At 65.3% G+C, this 20,390-nt stretch carries 16 protein-coding genes; 8 read left to right on the top strand and 8 right to left on the bottom strand.

Annotation, left to right across the window (positions count from 1 at the left end; genetic code table 11):
• Positions 1-7: 7 nt before the first annotated feature.
• Positions 8-1,216 carry an MFS transporter gene (locus ABUA28_RS01125; RefSeq protein WP_349901967.1) on the bottom strand — a complete coding sequence of 403 codons (1,209 nt, stop codon included), beginning with the start codon at positions 1,214-1,216 and terminating at the stop codon, positions 8-10.
• A 335-nt stretch (positions 1,217-1,551) separates the two neighbouring features.
• Here ABUA28_RS01125 and ABUA28_RS01120 point away from each other — a divergent pair, with 335 nt between their 5' ends.
• The 5 genes from ABUA28_RS01120 (at position 1,552) to ABUA28_RS01100 (ending at position 8,101) form a co-directional block, all read left to right on the top strand.
• A complete protein-coding gene (locus ABUA28_RS01120; RefSeq protein WP_349901966.1) occupies positions 1,552-4,023 on the top strand; it encodes a ribonucleoside-diphosphate reductase subunit alpha in 2,472 nt (823 codons plus the stop codon).
• A gap of 170 nt (positions 4,024-4,193) precedes the next feature.
• Entirely contained in the window at positions 4,194-5,189 is a 996-nt protein-coding gene (locus ABUA28_RS01115; RefSeq protein ID WP_349901964.1) for a ribonucleotide-diphosphate reductase subunit beta, read from the top strand.
• A gap of 228 nt (positions 5,190-5,417) precedes the next feature.
• Positions 5,418-6,305: an ABC transporter substrate-binding protein gene (locus ABUA28_RS01110; protein ID WP_349901962.1), complete on the top strand. Its 888-nt coding sequence runs from the start codon at positions 5,418-5,420 to the stop codon at positions 6,303-6,305.
• Between the two features lie 3 nt (positions 6,306-6,308).
• Complete coding sequence (locus ABUA28_RS01105; RefSeq protein ID WP_349901960.1) at positions 6,309-7,325, top strand: amino acid ABC transporter permease; 1,017 nt, start codon at positions 6,309-6,311, stop codon at positions 7,323-7,325.
• Positions 7,322-8,101 carry an amino acid ABC transporter ATP-binding protein gene (locus tag ABUA28_RS01100; RefSeq protein ID WP_349901959.1) on the top strand — a complete coding sequence of 260 codons (780 nt, stop codon included), beginning with the start codon at positions 7,322-7,324 and terminating at the stop codon, positions 8,099-8,101. Before ABUA28_RS01105 ends, ABUA28_RS01100 begins: the two co-directional genes overlap by 4 nt.
• On the opposite strand, the gene ABUA28_RS01095 is transcribed toward ABUA28_RS01100, so the two are convergent.
• The 5 genes from ABUA28_RS01095 to ABUA28_RS01075 all read right to left on the bottom strand — a co-directional run bounded on the left by ABUA28_RS01095 (position 8,098) and on the right by ABUA28_RS01075 (position 13,102).
• A complete protein-coding gene (locus tag ABUA28_RS01095; protein WP_349901957.1) occupies positions 8,098-10,023 on the bottom strand; it encodes a heavy metal translocating P-type ATPase in 1,926 nt (641 codons plus the stop codon). The genes ABUA28_RS01100 and ABUA28_RS01095 overlap by 4 nt on opposite strands.
• Before the next feature lie 108 nt (positions 10,024-10,131).
• Positions 10,132-10,827, bottom strand: a complete 696-nt coding sequence (locus tag ABUA28_RS01090) for a Crp/Fnr family transcriptional regulator (RefSeq protein ID WP_349901955.1) — start codon at positions 10,825-10,827, stop codon at positions 10,132-10,134.
• 20 nt (positions 10,828-10,847) lie between these two features.
• Positions 10,848-11,075, bottom strand: a complete 228-nt coding sequence (locus ABUA28_RS01085; protein ID WP_349901953.1) for a heavy-metal-associated domain-containing protein — start codon at positions 11,073-11,075, stop codon at positions 10,848-10,850.
• 117 nt (positions 11,076-11,192) lie between these two features.
• Complete coding sequence (locus ABUA28_RS01080) at positions 11,193-11,948, bottom strand: SDR family NAD(P)-dependent oxidoreductase (RefSeq protein WP_349901951.1); 756 nt, start codon at positions 11,946-11,948, stop codon at positions 11,193-11,195.
• Positions 11,948-13,102, bottom strand: a complete 1,155-nt coding sequence (locus tag ABUA28_RS01075) for a thiolase family protein (RefSeq protein ID WP_349901950.1) — start codon at positions 13,100-13,102, stop codon at positions 11,948-11,950. The genes ABUA28_RS01080 and ABUA28_RS01075 overlap by 1 nt, the downstream gene beginning before the upstream one ends.
• A 105-nt stretch (positions 13,103-13,207) precedes the next feature.
• Between ABUA28_RS01075 and msuE the strand changes: the two genes are divergently transcribed.
• Together msuE and ABUA28_RS01065 are read left to right on the top strand one after the other, a co-directional pair.
• Positions 13,208-13,873 carry an FMN reductase gene (gene msuE / locus ABUA28_RS01070; RefSeq protein WP_349901948.1) on the top strand — a complete coding sequence of 222 codons (666 nt, stop codon included), beginning with the start codon at positions 13,208-13,210 and terminating at the stop codon, positions 13,871-13,873.
• 129 nt (positions 13,874-14,002) lie between these two features.
• Positions 14,003-14,980: a DNA topoisomerase IB gene (locus ABUA28_RS01065; RefSeq protein WP_349901946.1), complete on the top strand. Its 978-nt coding sequence runs from the start codon at positions 14,003-14,005 to the stop codon at positions 14,978-14,980.
• Between the two features lie 16 nt (positions 14,981-14,996).
• On the opposite strand, the gene ku is transcribed toward ABUA28_RS01065, so the two are convergent.
• The gene (gene ku, locus ABUA28_RS01060; RefSeq protein WP_349901945.1) at positions 14,997-15,887 is read right to left on the bottom strand and encodes a non-homologous end joining protein Ku; all 891 of its coding nucleotides are present in this window, start codon (positions 15,885-15,887) and stop codon (positions 14,997-14,999) included.
• Between the two features lie 139 nt (positions 15,888-16,026).
• On the opposite strand from ku, the gene ABUA28_RS01055 reads away from it, so the two are divergent.
• Complete coding sequence (locus tag ABUA28_RS01055; RefSeq protein ID WP_349901943.1) at positions 16,027-18,549, top strand: ATP-dependent DNA ligase; 2,523 nt, start codon at positions 16,027-16,029, stop codon at positions 18,547-18,549.
• Here the strand turns inward: ABUA28_RS01055 and ABUA28_RS01050 are convergent.
• Positions 18,538-20,388 carry a transketolase gene (locus tag ABUA28_RS01050; RefSeq protein WP_349901942.1) on the bottom strand — a complete coding sequence of 617 codons (1,851 nt, stop codon included), beginning with the start codon at positions 20,386-20,388 and terminating at the stop codon, positions 18,538-18,540. The genes ABUA28_RS01055 and ABUA28_RS01050 overlap by 12 nt on opposite strands.
• Positions 20,389-20,390 lie beyond the last annotated feature (2 nt).

The raw sequence follows: 20,390 nt of genomic DNA, 5'->3' as shown, positions 1-20,390 counted from the left end.
AAACGGCTCAGCCGAGCTGCACGGGCACGGTTCCCGTGTCTGGAAGCGGGCTGGCGTCCTGGCCGCGCAGGTCCGGATGCCAGCTGTGGAACAGAGCGGGGATGACGAACCCGAGAAATGCGAACGCTGCGGCCGTGAGAAACGCGCCCTGCGGCCCGATCCGGTCGATGAAGATGCCCGCGATCGCCGAGCCGAGCGCCGCACCGATGAGCTGCCCTGTGCCGACCCAGCCGTAGGCCTCTGCGGTGTCGCTGAACTTGACGCTCGCCGAGACGATGGAGAACATCACGGCGAGGGCGGGCGCGATGCACAGGCCCGCGATGAGCAGGGTGAAGGAGAGAGACCAGAACTCCCACGCGAAGATCGCGAGGGCCATGCCGATGAAGGTCACGAGCATCCGCCTGGCCAGTGCCCACGGCCCAATCGGCAGGTGCCCGAAGGCGAGGCCGCCGGCGAGCGATGCCACAGACCAGATGGCGAGCACGAGCCCAGCCTCCGGCCCCTCGTCACGGAAGGTGGCCACGACCGCGGCCTCGACGGCGGCGCACGCCCCGACCAGGAGGAAGCCGGTGATGGTGGCCAGCAGCACGGGGCGCTTGGTGAGCACGAGGCCGAGGCGGCGCTTGCTGCGCGGAATGCGCACCTGCCCGACCTCGGGCGAGGCGATGAACCAGGCACCGCCGAAGACGAGGAACGCGCACGCGAGCAGGATCGCGAGCACGGAGGAGATCTGCGTCGCGACGAAGGTCGTGATCACGGGGGCGGCGATCCAGATGATCTCCTGGGCGCTCGCGTCGAGGGAGAACAGCGGCGTGAGCTGGCGCGAGTTGACCATCTTGGGGTAGATCGTGCGCACGGCGGGCTGGATCGGCGGGTAGCTGAGCCCGCCGATGAAGCCGACGACCATGTACAGCGGCACCGTGAGGGTGACGAGGGCGACCGTCACCATCGAGACCGCACAGATCACGGTCGTCAGGATGAGCACGGGCCGCATGCCCCAACTGCCCATCCAGCGGCTCGTGAGCGGACCCGCGATCGCCTGGCCGACGCTCGTCGCGGCGAGCACGAGGCCGGCGGCACCGTAGGAGCCGGTGGTGGCCTGGATGTGGATAAGGTACGCGAGCGACAGCATCCCGCTCGGGAATCTGGCCACCAGTTGCGCGCTCATCAGACGCGCGACGCCGCGCGTTTTGAGGAGCTCCAGGTAGCTTTTCACAAGGATGCAAGTCTAAGTGGGGCCGGGTCATTCCAGCCTGTCGGCGCGGTGGTGCGATGTCGGTGGTGGGGGCGAGAGTGCCCGTGTGGGCCTGTGTAGAACTCGGCGAACTTATACACAGCTGTGGATGACACGCCCACTAGATATGGGGTTGGCGCAAAGCGGTGACCCCGCTATATAGTGATTCCACTGCCAAGCAGCACTTCCCGGTCGAAGAAGATTTCGACACCGGATTGATGCACTCGACAGCAGGGATTAGTGGCCCGTACTGGGTCATTCGGGGCGATGATAACTGCCGGTCGGGGCGTTGTCATCACGGTATTTGAGGAGCACACGTGGCAATCACCGTAGTCAAGCGTGACGGGCAGCGCGAGCCGTACGACGCCAACAAGATCAACCTGGCGATCGAGGATGCGAGCGTCGGCCTCGACGAGAACATCACCTGGGTCACGCAGATCGCGAGCGAGCTCGAACTCACCCTCTTCGACGGCATCACGACGCAGCAGTTGGATGAGGCCGTCATCCAGGTCGCCCTGCAGAACGTCAAAGATGACCCTGCCTTCGACACCGTCGCGGCCCGCCTGCTGCTCAAGACCATCTACAAGCGCGTGCTCGGCGACTACTCCGGCTACGACGAGCTCAAGAAGCTGCACCGAGACCACTTCGTGGGCAACATCACCCGCGGCGTCGAGGAGCAGCTGCTCGACTCGAGGCTCACGCAGCTGTTCGACCTCGAGTTGCTCGCCGACCACCTCGAGCCTGCCAACGACGAACTGCTCAAGTACATCGGTGTCGTCACCCTGAACAACCGCTACGGCATCAAGGGCCGCAACGGCGACGCCCTCGAGGTGCCGCAGTTCTTCTGGATGCGCATCGCCATGGGCCTCTCGCTCAACGAGGAGAAGCCCAACGAGGCGGCCATCGCGTTCTACGAGAAGATGTCGCGCCTCGAGTACCTGGCCGCCGGATCCACGCTCGTCAACGCGGGCACCATCTACCCGCAGCTCGCCAACTGCTTCGTCATGGAGATGCAGGATGACATGGAGCACATCGCGAAGACCACGCGCGACGTGATGTGGCTCACCAAAGGCACCGGCGGCATCGGCCTCTCCGTGACCAAGCTGCGCGCCCAGGGCTCGCCCATCCGCTCGAACAACACCACCTCAACCGGGCCGATCCCGTTCATGCACACGATCGACTCGATCCTGCGCGCGGTCAGCCGCGGCGGCAAGAAGTTCGGTGCGCTGTGCTTCTACATGGAGAACTGGCACCTCGACTTCTCCGACTTCATCGACCTCCGCCAGAACTCCGGCGACCCCTACCGCCGCACCCGCACCGCCAACACCGCGGTGTGGATCAGCGACGAGTTCATGAAGCGCGTGCAGAACGACGAACCGTGGTACCTGTTCGACCCGCTCGAGGTCTCCGACCTCAACGAGCTCTACGGCAAGGCGTTCTCGGAACGCTACGCGCACTACGCCGCGATGGCCGAGGCCGGCGAACTGCGGATGTTCAAGAAGATGACCGCGCGCGAGCAGTTCAAGGCGATCCTGGTCTCGCTCTCCGCGTCGAGCCACCCGTGGCTCACCTGGAAAGACACGATCAACAACCGTGCGCTCAACAACAACACGGGCACCATCCACCTCTCGAACCTCTGCACCGAGATCACGCTGCCGCAGGACGAAGACAACGTCTCGGTCTGCAACCTGGCCTCGATCAACCTGTCCCAGCACATGCTGGGCACCGGGGGTGCGGCCGCGATGGACTACGCGAAGATCGAGGAGTCGGCACGCCTGGCCGTTCGCCAGCTCGACAACCTCATCGACATCACGCGCTCGTCGGTGAAGGAGGCGGACTTCTCCAACCACCAGAACCGTGCGGTCGGCCTCGGCGTCATGGGGTTCACGGATGTCGTGGAGAAGCTCGGCCTCAGCTACGAGTCCGAGGCGGCATACGACCTCATCGATGAGATCATGGAGCACGTCTCCTACGCCGCGATCGACGAGAGTGCTGAGCTCGCCAAGGAGCGCGGCTCATACCCGAACTTCGATGGCTCCGGCTGGTCGAAGGGCATGGTCCCGATCGACAGCATCGCGACCATGGAAGCCGATCGCGGCGTTCCCGTGAAGGTCAACCGCACGACGCGTCTCGACTGGGATGCCCTGCGCGCGAAGGTCAAGGGTGGCATGCGCAACGCGACGCTCATGGCTATCGCGCCGACGGCATCCATCGGCCTCGTCGCCGGCACCACCCCCGGCTTCGACCCGCAGTTCTCGCAGATCTTCAGCCGCTCGACCTCGAACGGCAAGTTCCTCGAGGTGAACCGCAACCTGGTCAACGACCTCCAGCGCCTGGGCATCTGGAACTCGGTGAAGGAGGACATCCTGCGTAGCCAGGGCGACATCCAGAACATCGACGCGATTCCGGACGACGTGAAGGCCACGTACAAGACGAGTTTCCAGCTCTCGCCCTACGCCTTCCTCGAGGTGGCGGCGCGTGCCCAGAAGTGGATCGACCAGGCCATCAGCCGCAACATGTACCTCGAGACCCGCGACATCGGCGAGATGATGGACATCTACTACGGCGCTTGGGAGCGTGGCGTCAAGACCACGTACTACCTGCACATGAAGCCTCGCCACCAGGCGGAGCAGTCCACCGTCAAGGTCAACAAGGCGGAGGCGATCTCCGGTTCCCGTGGCGGTTTCGGTGGCGTCGCCGCCCCGGAGAAGCCCGACGCGGATGCCGTTCCGGCTGCGGCCCCCCGCCGCGGCTTCGGCTTCGGTGGCCTTACGAAGGCGGACTCCTGATGAACGAGGAATACTACGTACCCGTCGATCCGATGGACGAGTTGCAGTGCGAGAGCTGCCAGTAACGTTGGTCGATTAGGCCGCTCGCGGCCGTATCGAGGCCTCGTCCCCACAGACACGTCACCGCAGACACGTCACCGCAGACAGAGAAGAAAGAAGATGAAGTAGCAATGGGCATTCTCGGTACAGGCATCCAGGAGGGACTCCTCCTCAAGCCGATCCGTTACCAGTGGGCCATGGACCTGTATGACCAGGCCGTCGCGAACACGTGGTTCCCCAACGAGATCCAGCTCGACCAGGACATCGCCGATTTCAAGAAGATGACCGACGAGGAACGTCACGCGGTCACCTTCCTGATGAGCTACTTCAACCCGAACGAGCTCCTCGTCAACAAGGCGCTCGCCTTCGGCGTGTACCCGTATCTCAACGCGGCAGAGGCGCACATGTACCTCGCCAAGCAGATGTGGGAAGAGGCCAACCACTCGATGTCGTTCGAGTACGTGCTCGAGACCTTCCCGATCGACCGGGCGGCGGCCTACGACGCCCACGTCGACATCCCCTCGATGGCCGAGAAGGAAGAGTTCCAGGTCAAGTTCATCCGCCGGATGACGGAGCAGACCCTCGACATCACCACGACGGAGGGCAAGAAGGACTTCGTGCGCAACCTCGTTGCGTACAACGTCATCCTCGAGGGCATCTGGTTCTACTCGGGCTTCATGGTCGCCCTGTCGTTCCGCCAGCGCAATCTCCTGCGCAACTTCGGATCGCTCATGGACTGGGTGGTGCGCGACGAGAGCCTGCACCTCAAATTCGGCATCAACCTCATCCTCACGGTGCTCGAGGAGAACCCCGATCTGCAGACGCCAGAGTTCGCCGAGGAGATCCGCACGATGATCCTGGATGCGGTGGCGATGGAGGAGCAGTACAACAAGGACCTGCTCCCCGGCGGGATCCTCGGGCTCAACGCCAGCTACATCAACCAGTACGTCAAGTACCTGGCCGATCGTCGCCTCGAAGAGCTCGGATTCGATGCCCACTACAAGGTGTCGAACCCGGCGAAGTGGATGGCCACCGCCAACGACACCCTCGAACTGGTGAACTTCTTCGAGTCCACGAACACCTCCTACGAGGGCAACGCGAAGGCGAGCGTCGGTTCGAAGGGCTAAAGCCCTGCCGCAGCGGAGAAAGTATTGAAACGCTCAGATTGAGCATTTTGGTAGTATTTAGTGGCTCGATCGGCCTTTGTTCGGCGATTTCTTGCTCAAAAGTTACGCTAGGCTGCGATAACCAGCGTGACAACGAAGTGGCGTCCTGGAGAGGTCCTGTTCCGCTTTGTGGTTACCCGGTGTTTCAATAGCAGCACCCACCAAGAGACAGACAGTTAGGAACTTTCCATGCGCATGAGATATTCAGTGCTGGCAATCGCGGCCGTTGCCGCGCTTGCCCTGACCGGTTGTGTTGACAACAGCACTCCGAACAAGGGCGATGGCCCCCAGGTCAAGGTCGGCACGGATGCGGCAGCCGTCGCGCTGCTGCCGAAGAAGATCAAGGACTCCGGCAAGCTCATCATCGGTATCGACCCGACCTACGCGCCGAACGAGTCCAAGGACGACGCAGGCAACCCGATCGGCTGGGACGTCGAGCTCGCGGATGCCATGGCTGCGAAGCTGGGCCTCAAGGCCGATTACCAGATCTCGAGCTTCGACAAGATCATCCCGAGCATCACCGGCGGCACCTACGACATCGGCGTCTCGTCCTTCACCGACAACGTGGAGCGCGAGAAGGCCGTCGACTTCGTCAACTACTTCACCGCCGGTGTGCAGTGGGCGCAGCCGATCGGAAAGAGCGTCGATCCGAAGAACGCGTGTGGCCTGACGGTCTCCGTGCAGGCGACCACGTTCGAGGAGACCGAGGAACTGCCCGCAGCCTCCAAGGCCTGCACCGACGCAGGCAAGGCGCCCATCAAGATCCTGAAGTTCGACAAGCAGGATGACGCGACCACCGCGGTTGCAGACGGCCGTGCCGACGCGATGAGCGCCGACTCCCCGATCACCCTCTACGCGATCTCGAAGCTCAAGGACAAGATCGAGCCCGCAGGTCCCGCGTTCGATGCGGCCCCGTATGGTGTCGCGGTCAAGAAGAATTCCGACCTGACCAAGGCGATCCAGAAGGCCCTGCAGTCGATGCTCGATGACGGCAGTTACACCAAGATCCTGACCAAGTGGGGTGTGGAGAGCGGCGCCCTCAGCGAGATCACGATCAACGCAGCCTCCAAGGGCTAGTTCGTGAGTTCGTCAGAGAACAACCGTCCGGCGACACGGTTCCCCGTGTCGCCGGACGGCGACGGACGCCCAGCCCCCATCAAGGCGATCCGGCTCAAACACCCGGGGCGAATCATCTTCGCCATCATCCTCATCGGCGCCCTCGCACTGTTCGTGATCGATGCCTCCCAGCGTCCCGCCTACGGCTGGGACAACTTCGCGAAGTACATCTTCGACAGGCGTATCTCGCAGGCCGCCTTCAACACCCTGATGTTGACCGTGTACTCGATGGTCATCGCCATCGTGCTCGGTATCACCCTCGCCGTCATGCGACTCTCGGACAACCCGGTCGTCAAGGGCGTCGCCTGGCTCTACCTCTGGATCTTCCGAGGCACCCCTGTCTACGTGCAGTTGGTGTTCTGGGGACTCATCTCCACCATCTACGCCACCATCGACATCGGCATCCCGTTCACGGCGCCGTGGATCGTGTTCCAGACCAAGGCGGTCATCAGTTTCTTCTGGCTCGCCGTGATCGGACTCGCGCTCAATGAGTCCGCGTACATGGCAGAGATCGTGCGCGCGGGCATCCTTTCGGTCGACCCGGGCCAGGAGGAGGCATCCACCGCCCTCGGCATGTCCTGGCTGCAGACCATGCGACGGGTCATCATCCCGCAGGCCATGAGGATCATCATCCCGCCGACCGGCAACGAGGTGATCTCGATGCTGAAGACGACCTCGCTCGTCACCGCGGTGCCGTACAGCTTCGACCTCTACGGTCGTGCGCGCGACATCTCGGTCGACATCTTCGACCCGATCCCGCTGCTGCTCGTGGCATCCGCCTGGTACCTGCTGTTCACCTCGGTCCTCATGATCGGCCAGTACTTCCTGGAGAAGCGGTTCTCCCGTGGCGTCGGACAGGCGAGGCCGCAGAAGAAGGGCGGAACGGACACCGACTCCGTGCCGCTGGTGACCGGAACGGTTCCCGCCGTAGATCCGTCTGCGGCTCGCGTCGATTCACAGGGTTCGGAGCACACGAAATGACTGACATCGCGACCGAAGTTCCCATGGTGCACGCGGACTGCGTGTCGAAGAGCTTCGGCTTCAACGAGGTGCTCAAGAGCATCTCGCTCACGGTGAAACGCGGCGAGGTGCTGTGCCTGGTCGGGCCGAGTGGTTCGGGCAAGTCCACCTTCCTGCGCTGCATCAATCACCTCGAGCAGGTCAACGCCGGCAGGCTCACGGTCGACGGCGTGCTCGTCGGCTACGAGGAGCGCGGAGACAAGCTGTACGAGCTGCACCCCAAGGAGGCTGCTCGCCAGCGTCGTGACATCGGCATGGTGTTCCAGCGCTTCAATCTGTTTCCGCACATGACCGCTCTCGAGAACATCATCGAGGCGCCCATGCGCGTCAAGGGCATCAAGAAGGATGCGGCGGTCACCAGAGCAAAGGAACTCCTGGCCAGGGTGGGTCTTGCCAACAAGGCCGACGCGTACCCTGCGCATCTCTCCGGTGGGCAGCAGCAGCGCGTCGCGATTGCGCGGGCGCTCGCCATGGACCCGAAGCTCATGCTGTTCGATGAGCCGACCTCGGCGCTCGACCCGGAGCTGGTCGGCGAGGTGCTCGACGTCATGAAGGCGCTCGCGGCATCCGGCATGACCATGATCGTCGTCACGCACGAGATGGGCTTCGCTCGTGAGGTCGCAGACTCCCTCGTGTTCATGGACGGAGGCGTCGTCGTCGAGTCAGGCGACCCGCGCGAGGTGCTGGGCAATCCGCAGCACGAGCGCACGAAGGCGTTCCTCTCGAAGGTGCTCTAACCGCGGTTGCTGGTCGAGTGGTGCGCCACGGGGATTCGTTCCTCACGCACCGCTCGATCCGCGCCGGGCGACGGCCGAGCGCGTCCCGCCCGATAGCGCACGAGACGCACCGCGTTCAGGATCACGATGAGCACGCTCGCCTCGTGCACGAGCATCCCCGTGGCCATGAACACCTGTTGTGCGAGCACACCGGCCAGCAGCAGGATGACGGTGCCGAGCGCAATGACCGTGTTCTGTTTCATGTTGCGCACGGTCGCCCGCGCCAGTGAGTGGGCGTGCACCAGCTGGTCGAAGCGGTTGCTCATCAGGATGACGTCTGCCGTCTGGATCGAGATGTCGGTTCCAGCACCCATGGCGATTCCCACGTCGGCGGTCATGATCGCCGGGGCGTCGTTGATGCCATCGCCGATCATCGCCACGCGGTGTCCGGAGCCCATGAAACCGGCGACGGCCTGCACCTTGTCCTGCGGCAGCAGCTCGGCCCACACCTCGTCGATGCCGAGCTGCGCGGCGACAAGGCCCGCGGTGTGGCGGTTGTCGCCACTGAGCATGACGAAGCGGCGTATGCCCCGGTCACGAAGTTCCGCGAGCGCCGCGGCCGCCTCCGGGCGCACCTGGTCCGCGATCGAGACGATCCCGGCGAGAGCACCGTCGATCGCGACGAAGACCACCGTGTTGCCCGCACGCTCGCGCTGTTCCGCATATTCCGCGGCATCGCCCGACAACTTCGTGCCGACCTCGGCGAGCACGCGCCGGGAACCCACCGTCACACGGTGCCCATTGACGAGCCCGCGGATACCACCGCCCTTGATGACCTCGATCTCAAGCGGGGAGTCGCTGACGACGATGTCACGGTCCTGCGCAGCCGCTACGATCGTGCGGCCCAGCGGATGCTCCGAGGCGACCTCGAGGCCCGCTGCGAGCCGCAGCATCCCGGCCTCATCGCCGGTGAGCGTTCGCACCTCTGTGACCTCCGGCGTTCCGCGGGTGAGTGTGCCGGTCTTGTCGAAGACGATGGTGTCGACCCTGGAGAGGCGTTCGAGCGCATCCCCGCCCTTCACCAGCACGCCGTGGCGTGCTCCGTTGCCCAGGCCCGCGACCATCGATACCGGGGTCGAGATGACGAGCGCGCCGGGGCAGGCGATGACGAGGAAGGTCAGGGCGAACTCGACGTCACGGGTCACGATGAAGACGAGAGCCGCGAGAGCGACGATCGTCGGCGTGTAGACCTGGGCGAATCGGTCGAGAAAGCGCTGGGCCCTGGTCTTGGTCTCCTGCGCCTCCTCGATCAGCTCGATGATCTGCGCGAAGGTCGTGTCGTCTCCCACCCGGTCGGCGATGACCTCGAGGTAGCCGTTGTCGAGGATCGTGCCGCTGTAGACGGCGTCTCCGGTCGCTTTGGAGACGGGCATCGGTTCGCCCGTGATGCCGGCCTCGTCCACGTGGCCCTGCCCGAAATGTACGGTGCCGTCGGCGGCGATGGTGCCGCCGGACTGCACGATCATGCGGTCGCCCCGCACGATGTCGGCCGCCGACACTGTGATGGTTTCGCCGTGACGCGCCACCTGCGCCTGCTGGGGCGCGAGGTCGATGAGCTGCCGCAGCGACCGTCTCGTCTTCTCGAGCGTGCGTACCTCGAGCCATGCACCGAAGACGAACAGGAACGAGACAATCGCCGCCTCGGCCCTCTCCCCGATGATGAGGGCGCCGACAACGGCGATGGTCACGAGGAGGTCGATGCTGAACGCCTTCGAGCGCAGCGACTGGATCGCACGGATCGCGATGGGAACCCCGGCGACGATGGCCGCGGTGAACAGCGTGACCTCGCGGACGAGGTCGAGGCCCGCGAGATGAAGTCCAAGGGCGGCGAGCAGGAGCGCCCCGGCAACCGCAGCGATCCAGGCCTTCATGCGTGCGTTCATCGGTGGCTCCTTGGTGCGTGCGCCGCGGTGGTGCGGCACAACTCCAGTAGAGCCGTCAGTGGCTCTTGGCGCCTTGACCGGCGTCAAGAACTCGTCACTGGGGCGAGCTCAGGCACGGCGCAGCGACTCCGGGTCGAGGATGTGGATGCGACGGGGTCCCTGCTGGCGGATCCACCCCTGCTCCTCGAAGCCGGCGAGCCTGCGGCTCAGGGTCTCGGGCGTGACCCCGAGGTAGGAGGCGACATCCTTCTTGGTGATCGGGAACTCGAAGTCAGCTCGGCCGTACTCCTCCGAGAGCGACAGGAGGTAGGCGGCGACGCGGCTGCCGGCATCCTCTCCCGTGAGGGCGCTGAGCTGGTCCTCCGTGCTCTCCAGCCGCGCGCTGATCGTCTCGAGCATTGTGTAGGCGACAGAAGGGTAGCGCAGCAGGTAGTCGCGGATGTCGTCGTGATTGAGCAGGCAGATCTCCGACTCGGTGAGCGTCACGGCGAAGTGGTCGGATGCCCGCGGCGAGATGAGCGCCTTCTCGCCCAGGAAATCCCCCGCGCCGAGCACGCGGATGACCTGCTCATGGCCGGACTCCGCGATGCGGTAGACCTTGACCGATCCCGTGTGAATGATCCGGAGGTACGGGTTCACCTCTCCGGCGCCGTAGAGCTGCGTTCCTCGCGGAATCCAGCGTGGCCGCACTCGGCCCGCGATTTCGTGGATCTCCTCGGCGTTCAGGCCGGAGAACAGCGGAACGCGGGCGACGAGTGCGTCCAGCACACTGGCGTCGTGGTCTGGCCCGTGGTGATGTTCCATGCACCTAGTGAATCAGACGCTCAGCTGTCGGTGACCTTCTGGCTGAGCACCGGGTAGCCGAGCCTGATGATCGACTGGGCGATGTCGTCCGCGGTGGTTCTGCTTTCGTCGAACGAGACCTTGATCTTGTTCGAGTTGAACATGACCTGGGTGGCCTTCACGCCGTCCTTCTTGCTCACCACTGTCTCGATCTCGCCGGCGCAGGACGGGCAGCTGAATGGTTCTGTCGCGAACTTCACGGTGCGCATGATCGTGCCTCCACTCCCAGGCAGGATGCCTGATGGCTCCATTAAGGCCGAGCGCAGCACAGTGCGCGTTGACGCAGGTCAAGAGTGCCGATACTGCTTCGAATCGCTGGCGCCTGGTCAGCGGGGGGCCATGCGGATCGCACCGTCGAGACGGATGGTCTCGCCGTTGAGCATGGGGTTACGCACGATGTGCTCCACGAGCGCGGCGTACTCCTCGGGCTTGCCGAGGCGTGACGGATGCGGCACCTGCGCCCCGAGAGAATCCTGCGCCGCCTGCGGAAGCCCCGCCATCATCGGCGTCTGGAAGATGCCCGGCGCGACCGTCATCACCCGGATCTTGCTGGACGCGAATTCGCGGGCGAGCGGCAGAGTCATCCCGGCCACGCCCGCCTTGGAGGCGGAGTATGCGGGCTGGCCGACCTGCCCGTCGAAGGCCGCGACGGAGGCGGTCGTCACGATGACCCCGCGTTCTTCGCCCACGGCCTCGATCGTCTGCATGTGGGCCGCTGCGAGGCGGATCACGTTGAAGGTGCCCGCGAGGTTCACCCGGATGACCCGCTCGAAGTCCTCGAGCGGCAGCGGCCCCGCCTTGCCGACGGCTTTGCCGGGAGTGCCGATGCCCGCACAGCAGACGACGATGCGCAGTGGACCGAGGCCGGCCGCGAGGTCGACCGCGGCCTGCACCTGATCGGCATCCGAGACATCCGCCGGGACGAACGCCGCACCGATCCTGTCGGCCTGCGCGACGCCGTCGGAGGAGGGAAGGTCGAGGATGACGACCTCGCCGCCGGCCGCTCGCAGCGCCGTCGCAGTGGCGAAACCGAGTCCGGACGCGCCGCCGGTGACCAGGGCAACCGTTCCCGCGATGTCCATCAGATGCGCTCGATGATCGTGGCGTTGGCCATCCCTGCGCCCTCGCACATGGTCTGCAGTCCGTAGCGGCCGCCGGTCTTCTCGAGCGTGTTCACCATGGTCGTGAGCAGCCGCGTGCCGGAGGATCCGAGCGCGTGGCCGAGGGCGATCGCACCGCCCCGAGGGTTCACGAGTTCCGGATTCGCGCCGATCTCCCTCTCCCAGGCCAGCACGACCGAGGCGAACGCCTCGTTGACCTCGAAGGTGTCGAAGTCGTCTATGCCGAGACCTGAGCGATCGAGGATCCGCTCCGTGACCGGGATGACGCCCGTGAGCATCTCGATCGGGTCGGAGCCGGTGACGGCGAAGGAGTGGAAGCGCGCCCGCGGCGCGAGGCCGAGGGCGGCGGCCTTCTCCTCGCTCATGATGAGCACGGCCGAGGCTCCGTCGGTGAGCGGGGACGAGTTGCCGGCGGTCACCCGCCACTGGATGTCGGGGAACCGCTTGCCGAGATCCTCGTCGTAGAACGCGGGCTTCAGCCCGGCGAGCGACTCGACGTTCGTGGCAGGCCGGATGGTCTCGTCGACCAGGCCGACCCCGACATCCACGAGTTCGCTCGAGAAATCGGATGTTGCGGCGAGCCTGTGGGAACGCGCGGCGTACTCGTCCAGCTGCTCGCGGCTGAGGTCCCAGCGTGCCGCGATCAACTCGGCGGAGATACCCTGGCCGACCAGCCCATCCGGATACCGCGCGCCGACCATCGGGCCGAACGGGTCCTGACCGAGGGTGGCCGAGTTGATCGGGTTCTTGCTCATGAGCTCGACGCCGCAGGCGATCACCACGTCGTACGCGCCCGCGATGACGCCCTGCGCGGCGAAGTGCGCGGCCTGCTGGCTCGAGCCGCACTGACGGTCCACGGTCGTGCCGGGTACCGAGTGCGGGAAGCCCGCGGCGAGCACGGCGTTGCGGGTGATGTTGACGGCCTGCTCGCCGACCTGGCTGAGACATCCGCCGATCACGTCGTCGATGAGTGCGGGGTCGAGGTCGCTGCGGGCCACGAGCGCCTGGAGCGTCTGGGCGAGCAGGTCGACCGGGTGGAAGGCCGAGAGCAGGCCACCCGGCTTGCCCCGTCCGGAGACTGTACGGATAGCGTCAACGATCACTGCCTGAGCCATGGTTCGACTCTAACGCGGCAGGCAGCGCGTGGGCAGGGAGGATTTCGCGCGACAAAGTTCGTAACCTGATGTGCACAAGCGGCCGCGAGGAGCGATTCTTAGCTCATGCCAGAAATACGGGATGCCAGAACAACGGATGCCAGGAAGCTGCGAGTCGTCGGAGTGTCGGGGAGCCTCAAGGCTCCCTCGCGCACGATCGCGCTCGTGGACGCGATCATCGACTCCCTCGGGCAGCACCTGGACATCGAGCCCGTGCACATCCGGATCAACGAGATCGGCCCGTCGTTCGCGGGAACGCTCAAGCGTTCAGAGCTCTCCGAGGAGGTCGAGAACGCGCTCCTGGCGATCGAATCCGCCGACGTGCTCGTGGTCGCGAGCCCCGTTTACCGGGCATCCTTCACCGGGCTGTTCAAGCACCTCTTCGACTTCGTCGACCAGTACGCGCTCGTCGACACCCCTATTCTGCTGGCGGCGACCGGCGGCAGCGAGCGGCACGCGCTCATCATCGAGCACCAGTTCCGGCCGCTGTTCGGCTTCTTCCAGGCGCTCACGCTGCCGGTCGGCGTGTACGCACACGACTCCGACTTCACCGACTACCAGATCTCGAGCCTCCGCCTGCAGGAACGACTCGAGAAGGCGGTCGTGAAGGCGATTCCGCTGATCCGTTCCAATGTTGCTGAGAAGGAGGAGATCGCGCGTACGCTCGCCGGCGAGGGAACCCCGGTCGCAGAGCCGGTCGACCCGCGCAAGCCCGTTCGACTGCTCACCTAGGCTTTCGCGCTTAGCCTGCTCATACGAAATTAGTCAACCGCTTTCTTTCACGGCTGGCCAGGTCGACGATCGATAGTGGTGCGGCCCACGAGAGGCCTCGCACCCGCTCAATGATCGGTGAGGAGAATCGTGGCGAGGCTGCGGCGCAGTGACCCCTCGGCGGAGGGCTTCCATCGCGTTGTCTCAGGGCGTGGCTTCAGCTACCGGGATGTCTCGGGTGCGACGGTGCGCGATGAGGAGCTGCGATCCCGCTTCGACGCTCTCGCCATCCCTCCGGCGTGGACCGAGGTGTGGATCGCCCCGTTCCCCAACGGTCACATACAGGCGACCGGGATGGATGCCGCTGGCAGGCGCCAGTACATCTACCATCCGTCGTGGCGGGAGCGTCGAGACCGCAGCAAGTTCGATCGGGCGCTTGCACTCGCCGAGTCGCTTCCCGCCGCGCGCGGCCAGGTCACCCGGGCGCTGCGCGAACGAACGGCCCCGCGGGCACGCGCGCTCGCCGCGGCATTTCGGATGCTCGACACCGGATCACTGCGCATCGGCAGCGAGCGCTACGCGGAGGCCAACGGCAGTCACGGACTCTCCACGTTGCTGTGCTCGCACGCGAGCGTGCGCGGCGACGCGGTCACGCTGTGTTTTCCTGCGAAGAGCGGCCAGCAGTGGGAGAGCGAGATCGTCGACGCTGACCTTGCTCGCTTCGTTCGTGCGCGCCTGCGGCACGATCCGAACGCCCTTCTGCTGTCGTGGGCCAGTCGAGGTCAGGAACACTCCGTCAGCCCGGGGGAGATCAACGCGTTCGTGCGGGAGCGCACGGGCGGTGACTTCACGGCCAAGGATTTCCGTACCCTGCACGGTACGGTCGCGGCGGCGATCAGCCTCGCGTCGAGCGGTCCGGCGCGAAACCAGCGGGCGAGGTCCCGCTCGATCAGGTTGGCGATGGAGGATGCGGCGCGCGTGCTCGGCAACACGCCCGCGATTGCCAGAAAGAGCTACGTGGATCCGCGGCTCGTCGACCACTATCTCGTCGGCGAGACCATCGATCCCGCGAGGCTGGGCTCGGCCGAATCAGAGGTGCGGGCGATGCTCGCCGGCGATCAGTCGTAGTTCGGGCTTGCCGTGGTCAGCTGGCCTTGCGTTTGGCCGGCGCCTTCTTCGTGGATTTTCTGGCCGGCTTTGCCGTGCTTTGCGCTTGAGTGGACTTCGACTTCTTTGCCGGTGCGGACGACGGCTTCTTGTTCTTCGCGATGCTCCGCCGCAACGCATCCATGAGGTCGAGCACCTCGCCACCCTGCGCCTCGGACTCGTCTCGGAAGGTGGCGTCCGTATCCAGCGTTTCGCCCTGCTTGAGCTTGGCGTCGATCAGGGTGCGCAGCTGGTCCTGGTAGTCGTCACTGAACTTCTCTGGTGAGAAGTCCGAGGCGAAAGAATCCACCAGAGATGACGACATCTGTAATTCCTTCGCCGAGATGCGCACGGTTTCCTCCAACGCGGGGAAGTGTGCTTCGCGCACCTCGTCGTCCCAGAGCAGCGACTGCAGCATGAGCACGTCGCCGCGCACCCTGAGGGCACCGAGCCTGGTCTTCTGGCGGAGCGCGAAGTGAACGATTGCCGTGCGATCCGTCTCGTCGAGAGTCCGGCGCAACAGAACGTAGGCTTTCGGCGATTTCGAATCGGGTTCGAGAAAATAGCTGCGATCGAACATGACGGGGTCGACCTGGTCGCTCGGCACGAACTCGACGACCTCGATCTCCCTGCTGCGTTCTTCCGGCAGGGAACTCAGGTCTTCGTCGGTGAGAACCACGGTGCGGTCGCCCTCGTCGTAGGCCTTGTCGATGTGATCGAAATCGATGATGCGCCCACAGACCTCGCAGCGGCGTTGATAGCGGATGCGACCGCCGTCTTTGTCGTGCACCTGGTGCAGATCGACGTCGTGATCCTCGGTCGCGCTGTAGAGCTTGACCGGAACGTTCACGAGGCCGAAGGCTATGGAACCCTTCCAGATCGATCTCATCACTCGCCTCCCGTCATCTCCCCGTTTCTACGCGACGAACGCCCGAATTGCCAGGGGTTGACACTGCGGAGCGGGGGTGCTGCAATCGCCTCTACTCGCGGGTGAAGATCCGACCACTAACGGACGAAGGAGGATGCCCATGCCGCGGCTCCAACTCGACACGCTCCGACTCGACACCGAGGCCTCGCAGAAGAAGCAGGTGGTGTCCGTCGGCGGACACCGACTCACCCTGACCAACCTCGACAAGGTGCTCTACCCGGAGACCGGCACGACGAAGGCGGATGTGCTGGCCTACTACGCCGAGGTCGCCGACCTGCTCATTCCCCACGCGGTAGACCGGCCGGCCACTCGAAAGCGCTGGGTCAATGGAGTCGGCACCGCCGAGCAGCCGGGGAAGGTGTTCTTTCAGAAGAACCTCGACGAGTCCACGCCGTCCTGGGTCAAGCGGCGAGCGATCGAACACAAGAACCACACCAACGAATATCCGCTCGTCAATGACGACGCCACGCTGATCTGGCTCGCGCAGATCGCAGCCCTCGAGATCCACGTGCCTCAGTGGAGGTTTGGGCGCACCGGGCGCATCAAGAACCCCGACAGGCTCGTGCTCGATCTCGACCCGGGGGAGGGCGTCGGGCTGCAGGAGTGCGCGGAGGTCGCAAGCTACGCGAGGGCGATTCTGAAGGACATGGGACTGGATCCCATGCCCGTCACGAGCGGCAGCAAGGGCATCCATCTCTACGCCGCCCTCGACGGCAGCCAGACCTCAGACCAGATCTCCGCTGTCGCCCACGAACTCGCGCGGGCCCTGGAGGCCGATCATCCGACGCTCATCGTGAGCGACATGAAACGATCGCTGCGCGTCGGCAAGGTGCTCGTGGACTGGAGCCAGAACAGCGCCTCGAAGACCACCGTGACCCCGTACTCGCTCCGCGGACGCTCGCGGCCCTTTGTGGCCGTTCCCCGAACCTGGCGTGAACTCGCTTCGCCGGAGCTCGCTCACCTCGATTACACGCAGGTGCTCACGCGAATGAAGCGGCGGCGGGACCCGCTGGCCGACCTTGCCGCTGGTCACGCGGCGAGTCCGGGTTCCGCGGACGACGCAGAGGAGGCTGGACCCGACCGTCTGGCGCGATACCGGGCCAAGCGCGATGCCTCGAAGACGCCGGAGCCCGTTCCCGCCGGCCGAGCATCCGGCGCTGAGGGGCAGAGCTTTGTGATCCAGGAGCATCACGCGCGGCGGCTGCACTACGACTTCCGTCTCGAGCACGATGGCGTGCTGGTGTCTTGGGCGCTGCCCAGGGGCGTTCCGACAGACGTCAAGAAGAACCATCTCGCGGTACAGACCGAGGATCACCCGCTCGAATACGGAAGCTTCGAGGGGCGTATTCCCGTGGGGGAGTACGGGGCAGGCGAGGTGACGATCTGGGACACGGGCAGCTATGAGCTGGAGAAATGGCGGGACGGGAAGGAGGTCATCGTCACACTGCACGGCAAGGACGGTGGCGGCCTCGGCGGACCGAAAAGGCTCGCGCTCATCCGCACGGGTGAAGACGGCAAGGCAACAGACGATTGGCTCATCCACCTCATGAAGGACACGCCGACCTCCCCCGCTCCGGCCGCACCCGCGACGAAGACGCGGGAGGCACGCAGGGGAAGGCCGGAGACATCCGCGCGTCGACGTGTGTCTCCCATGCTCGCAACGCTCGGCAGCAGCACGGACATCTCCGATGAGGAGGAGTGGGCCTTCGAGATGAAGTGGGACGGTATCCGGGCGCTCGCTTTTCTCGGCGAGAAGGACGATGACATCCGGCTTCGTACCCGCAACGGCAATGACGTCACCGTCAGCTACCCGGAGGTCGCGGCGCAGCTGCGCGCGAGTGCGGGGCCGGGCGCGAGTATTCTCGACGGAGAGATCGTCGCGCTGAACGCCTCATCGCGCCCCGATTTCGGGCTGCTGCAGACGCGCATGGGGCTGACCAGGCCGGCGGATGTCGAGCGCGCGGCGCGCGCGGCCCCGGTGCAGTACCTGGTGTTCGACATCCTCGAGCACGGCGGCATCTCACTCGTGAAGCAGAGCTACGACGAACGGCGACGGAGCCTGGCCGAGTTCGTGCACTCGAAAGGCGCCGTGCAGGTGCCTCCCGCGTTCGATGGAGACTTCGATGAGGCGATGCGAGGCAGTCGTGAATTGCGGCTGGAGGGCGTCATGGCCAAGAGACGTGACGGTCGCTACGAGGTCGGGCGGCGTTCGAAGTCCTGGATCAAGGTGAAGCACCATCGCACCCAGGAAGTCGTGGTTGGTGGATGGCGCCCGGGCAAAGGGCGCAGGGCCGGAGGAATCGGTTCACTGCTGGTGGGGCTCCCTGGATCGGACGGCCTGGAGTACATCGGCAGGGTCGGCACCGGGTTCAGAGATCGAGAGCTGGATGACATCGCGGATCGCCTCGCCACGGTCGCCACCGACGAGAACCCCTTCACGGACATCCCGCGCGCGGACGCGTCGGATGCTCACTGGGTGACCGGCGCGCTCGTCGGCGAGGTCGAGTTCGCGGAATGGACCTCAACGGGCAGGCTGCGTCAGCCGTCGTGGCGCGGCTGGCGCCGCGACAAGTCCGCGGGCGAGGTCACGCGGGAAAGCGGAGCCCCGTGGTCAGGATCGTAACTCACGTGCCGCGGAGATGATGCTGTCGACGCCGATTCCGGCGGCATCCATCAGCTCTACGGCGGTGCCCGAGCCCGGCAGGCCCCGCACGCCGAGGAGGGTCACGCGCGGAGGCTGTGATTCGCTCGCCAGGGCCTCCAGCACGGCGGAGCCTATTCCGCCCTCGACGTGATGGTCCTCGACCACGACGAGGCGGCCGCCGGTGACCCGCGAGGCCTCGGTGAGCGCGTCCCGATCGACCGGCTTCACGGAATAGAGGTCGATGACCCGGGCGGTGACACCCTGATCGGCGAGACGGTCGGCCGCAGCCAGGCAGCTGTGCAGGGTGACTCCCGCGCCGATCAGCGCGACCTCGTCGGATTCGGTCGAGCGAAGGGTCTTGCTTCCGCCGATGGGGAACCTCTCGCCGTCCGGGTAGAGCACGGGGTATTTGCCGCGGGTCGTTCGGAGGTAGACGATGCCCTTGCGTTCGAGCATCTCGCCGACGAGGGCGGCCGCACTCGTCGCATCCGAGGGGTAGAGCACTGTCGATCCTCGGATGGCCCGCAGCGCCGCAATGTCCTCGAGCGCCATCTGCGACGGCCCGTCTTCACCGATCTCGACGCCGGCGTGCGAGCCGTAGAGCCTGATATCGGCCTCGGAGATGGCGGCCATCCGGATGAAGTCGTAGGCGCGCGAGAAGAACGCGGCGAAGGTCGATGCGAACGGTGTGTAGCCGCGAACCGACATCGCCACCGCGGTCGAGATCAGCTGCTGTTCCGCGATGTACATCTCGAAGAAGCGCTCGGGATAGGCCTCGGCGAAAAGGTTCGCATAGGTGGAGTTGCTCACTTCGCCGTCGGTGACGAGAACGTCGCTGCGTACACCGAGTGCTTTGAGTGCATCCCCGTAGGCCTTCCGCGTCGCCACCTTCTCGCCGAGAGTGTAAGTGGGCAGCACGATCGCGGCGTGCGACGGATGCTCCTGTCGATCGTCCTGCGCGGGCAGCAGGGGCGTCACCGTGTCATTGCGGACACCGCCCAGCGCCGAGATCGCGCGTTCGGCCATGTCCGGAGGCAGCGCCTTGCCGTGCCATCCGTTCTCGTTCTCGATCTCCGCGACGCCCTTACCCTTCACGGTTCGAGCGAGGATCACCGTGGGCCGATCACTCGAGAGCGAGCTCGCGAACGCCTCGTCGATCTGGCCAAGGTCGTGCCCGTCGATCGCAATCGCGCGTGCCCCGAAGGCTTCGACTCGTCGTGCGTACGCGTCGAGGTCCCATTCGAGTTCCGTTGCGCCGCGCTGGCCCAGGCGATTGACGTCGACGATGACCGTGAGGTTCGACAGCTGGTGCATTCCCGCCTTGTCCAGCGCCTCCCAGATGGAACCCTCAGCCATCTCGCTGTCTCCACAGAGAACCCATACGCGGTAAGGCCGATGCTCCAGGCGCTTGCCGAGCATCGCGATGCCGACTCCGATGGGCAGGCCCTGGCCGAGCGAGCCCGTGGCCACGTCGACCCAGGGCAGGACGGGTGTCGGATGTCCCTCCAGGCGAGAGCCGAATCGGCGATAGCTCGTCGTGAGCTCCTCATCACTGACGACGCCAGCAGCCTTGAACATGGAGTACAACAGCGGGGATGCGTGGCCCTTGGAGAAGATCAGGTGGTCGTTGTTCGGATTACTCGGCTCGCTCCAGTCGTAGCGCAGGTAGCGCGAGAGCAGGACGGCCATGAGGTCCGCCGCCGACAGGCTCGAGGTCACGTGCCCCGACGATGGTCCGGCAGCCGCGCGAATGGAATCGACGCGCAGTTGCGCCGCGAGCTCCGCGACCTCGACTGTGCCGGAATCGACTTGTTCCATAG

This window comes from Parafrigoribacterium humi (genome assembly GCF_040227205.1).
In the GTDB taxonomy this organism is placed as follows: domain Bacteria; phylum Actinomycetota; class Actinomycetes; order Actinomycetales; family Microbacteriaceae; genus Parafrigoribacterium_A; species Parafrigoribacterium_A humi.
Note: the sequence above shows the minus strand (reverse complement) of the source record. Positions and strands in the feature narration are given on the sequence as shown.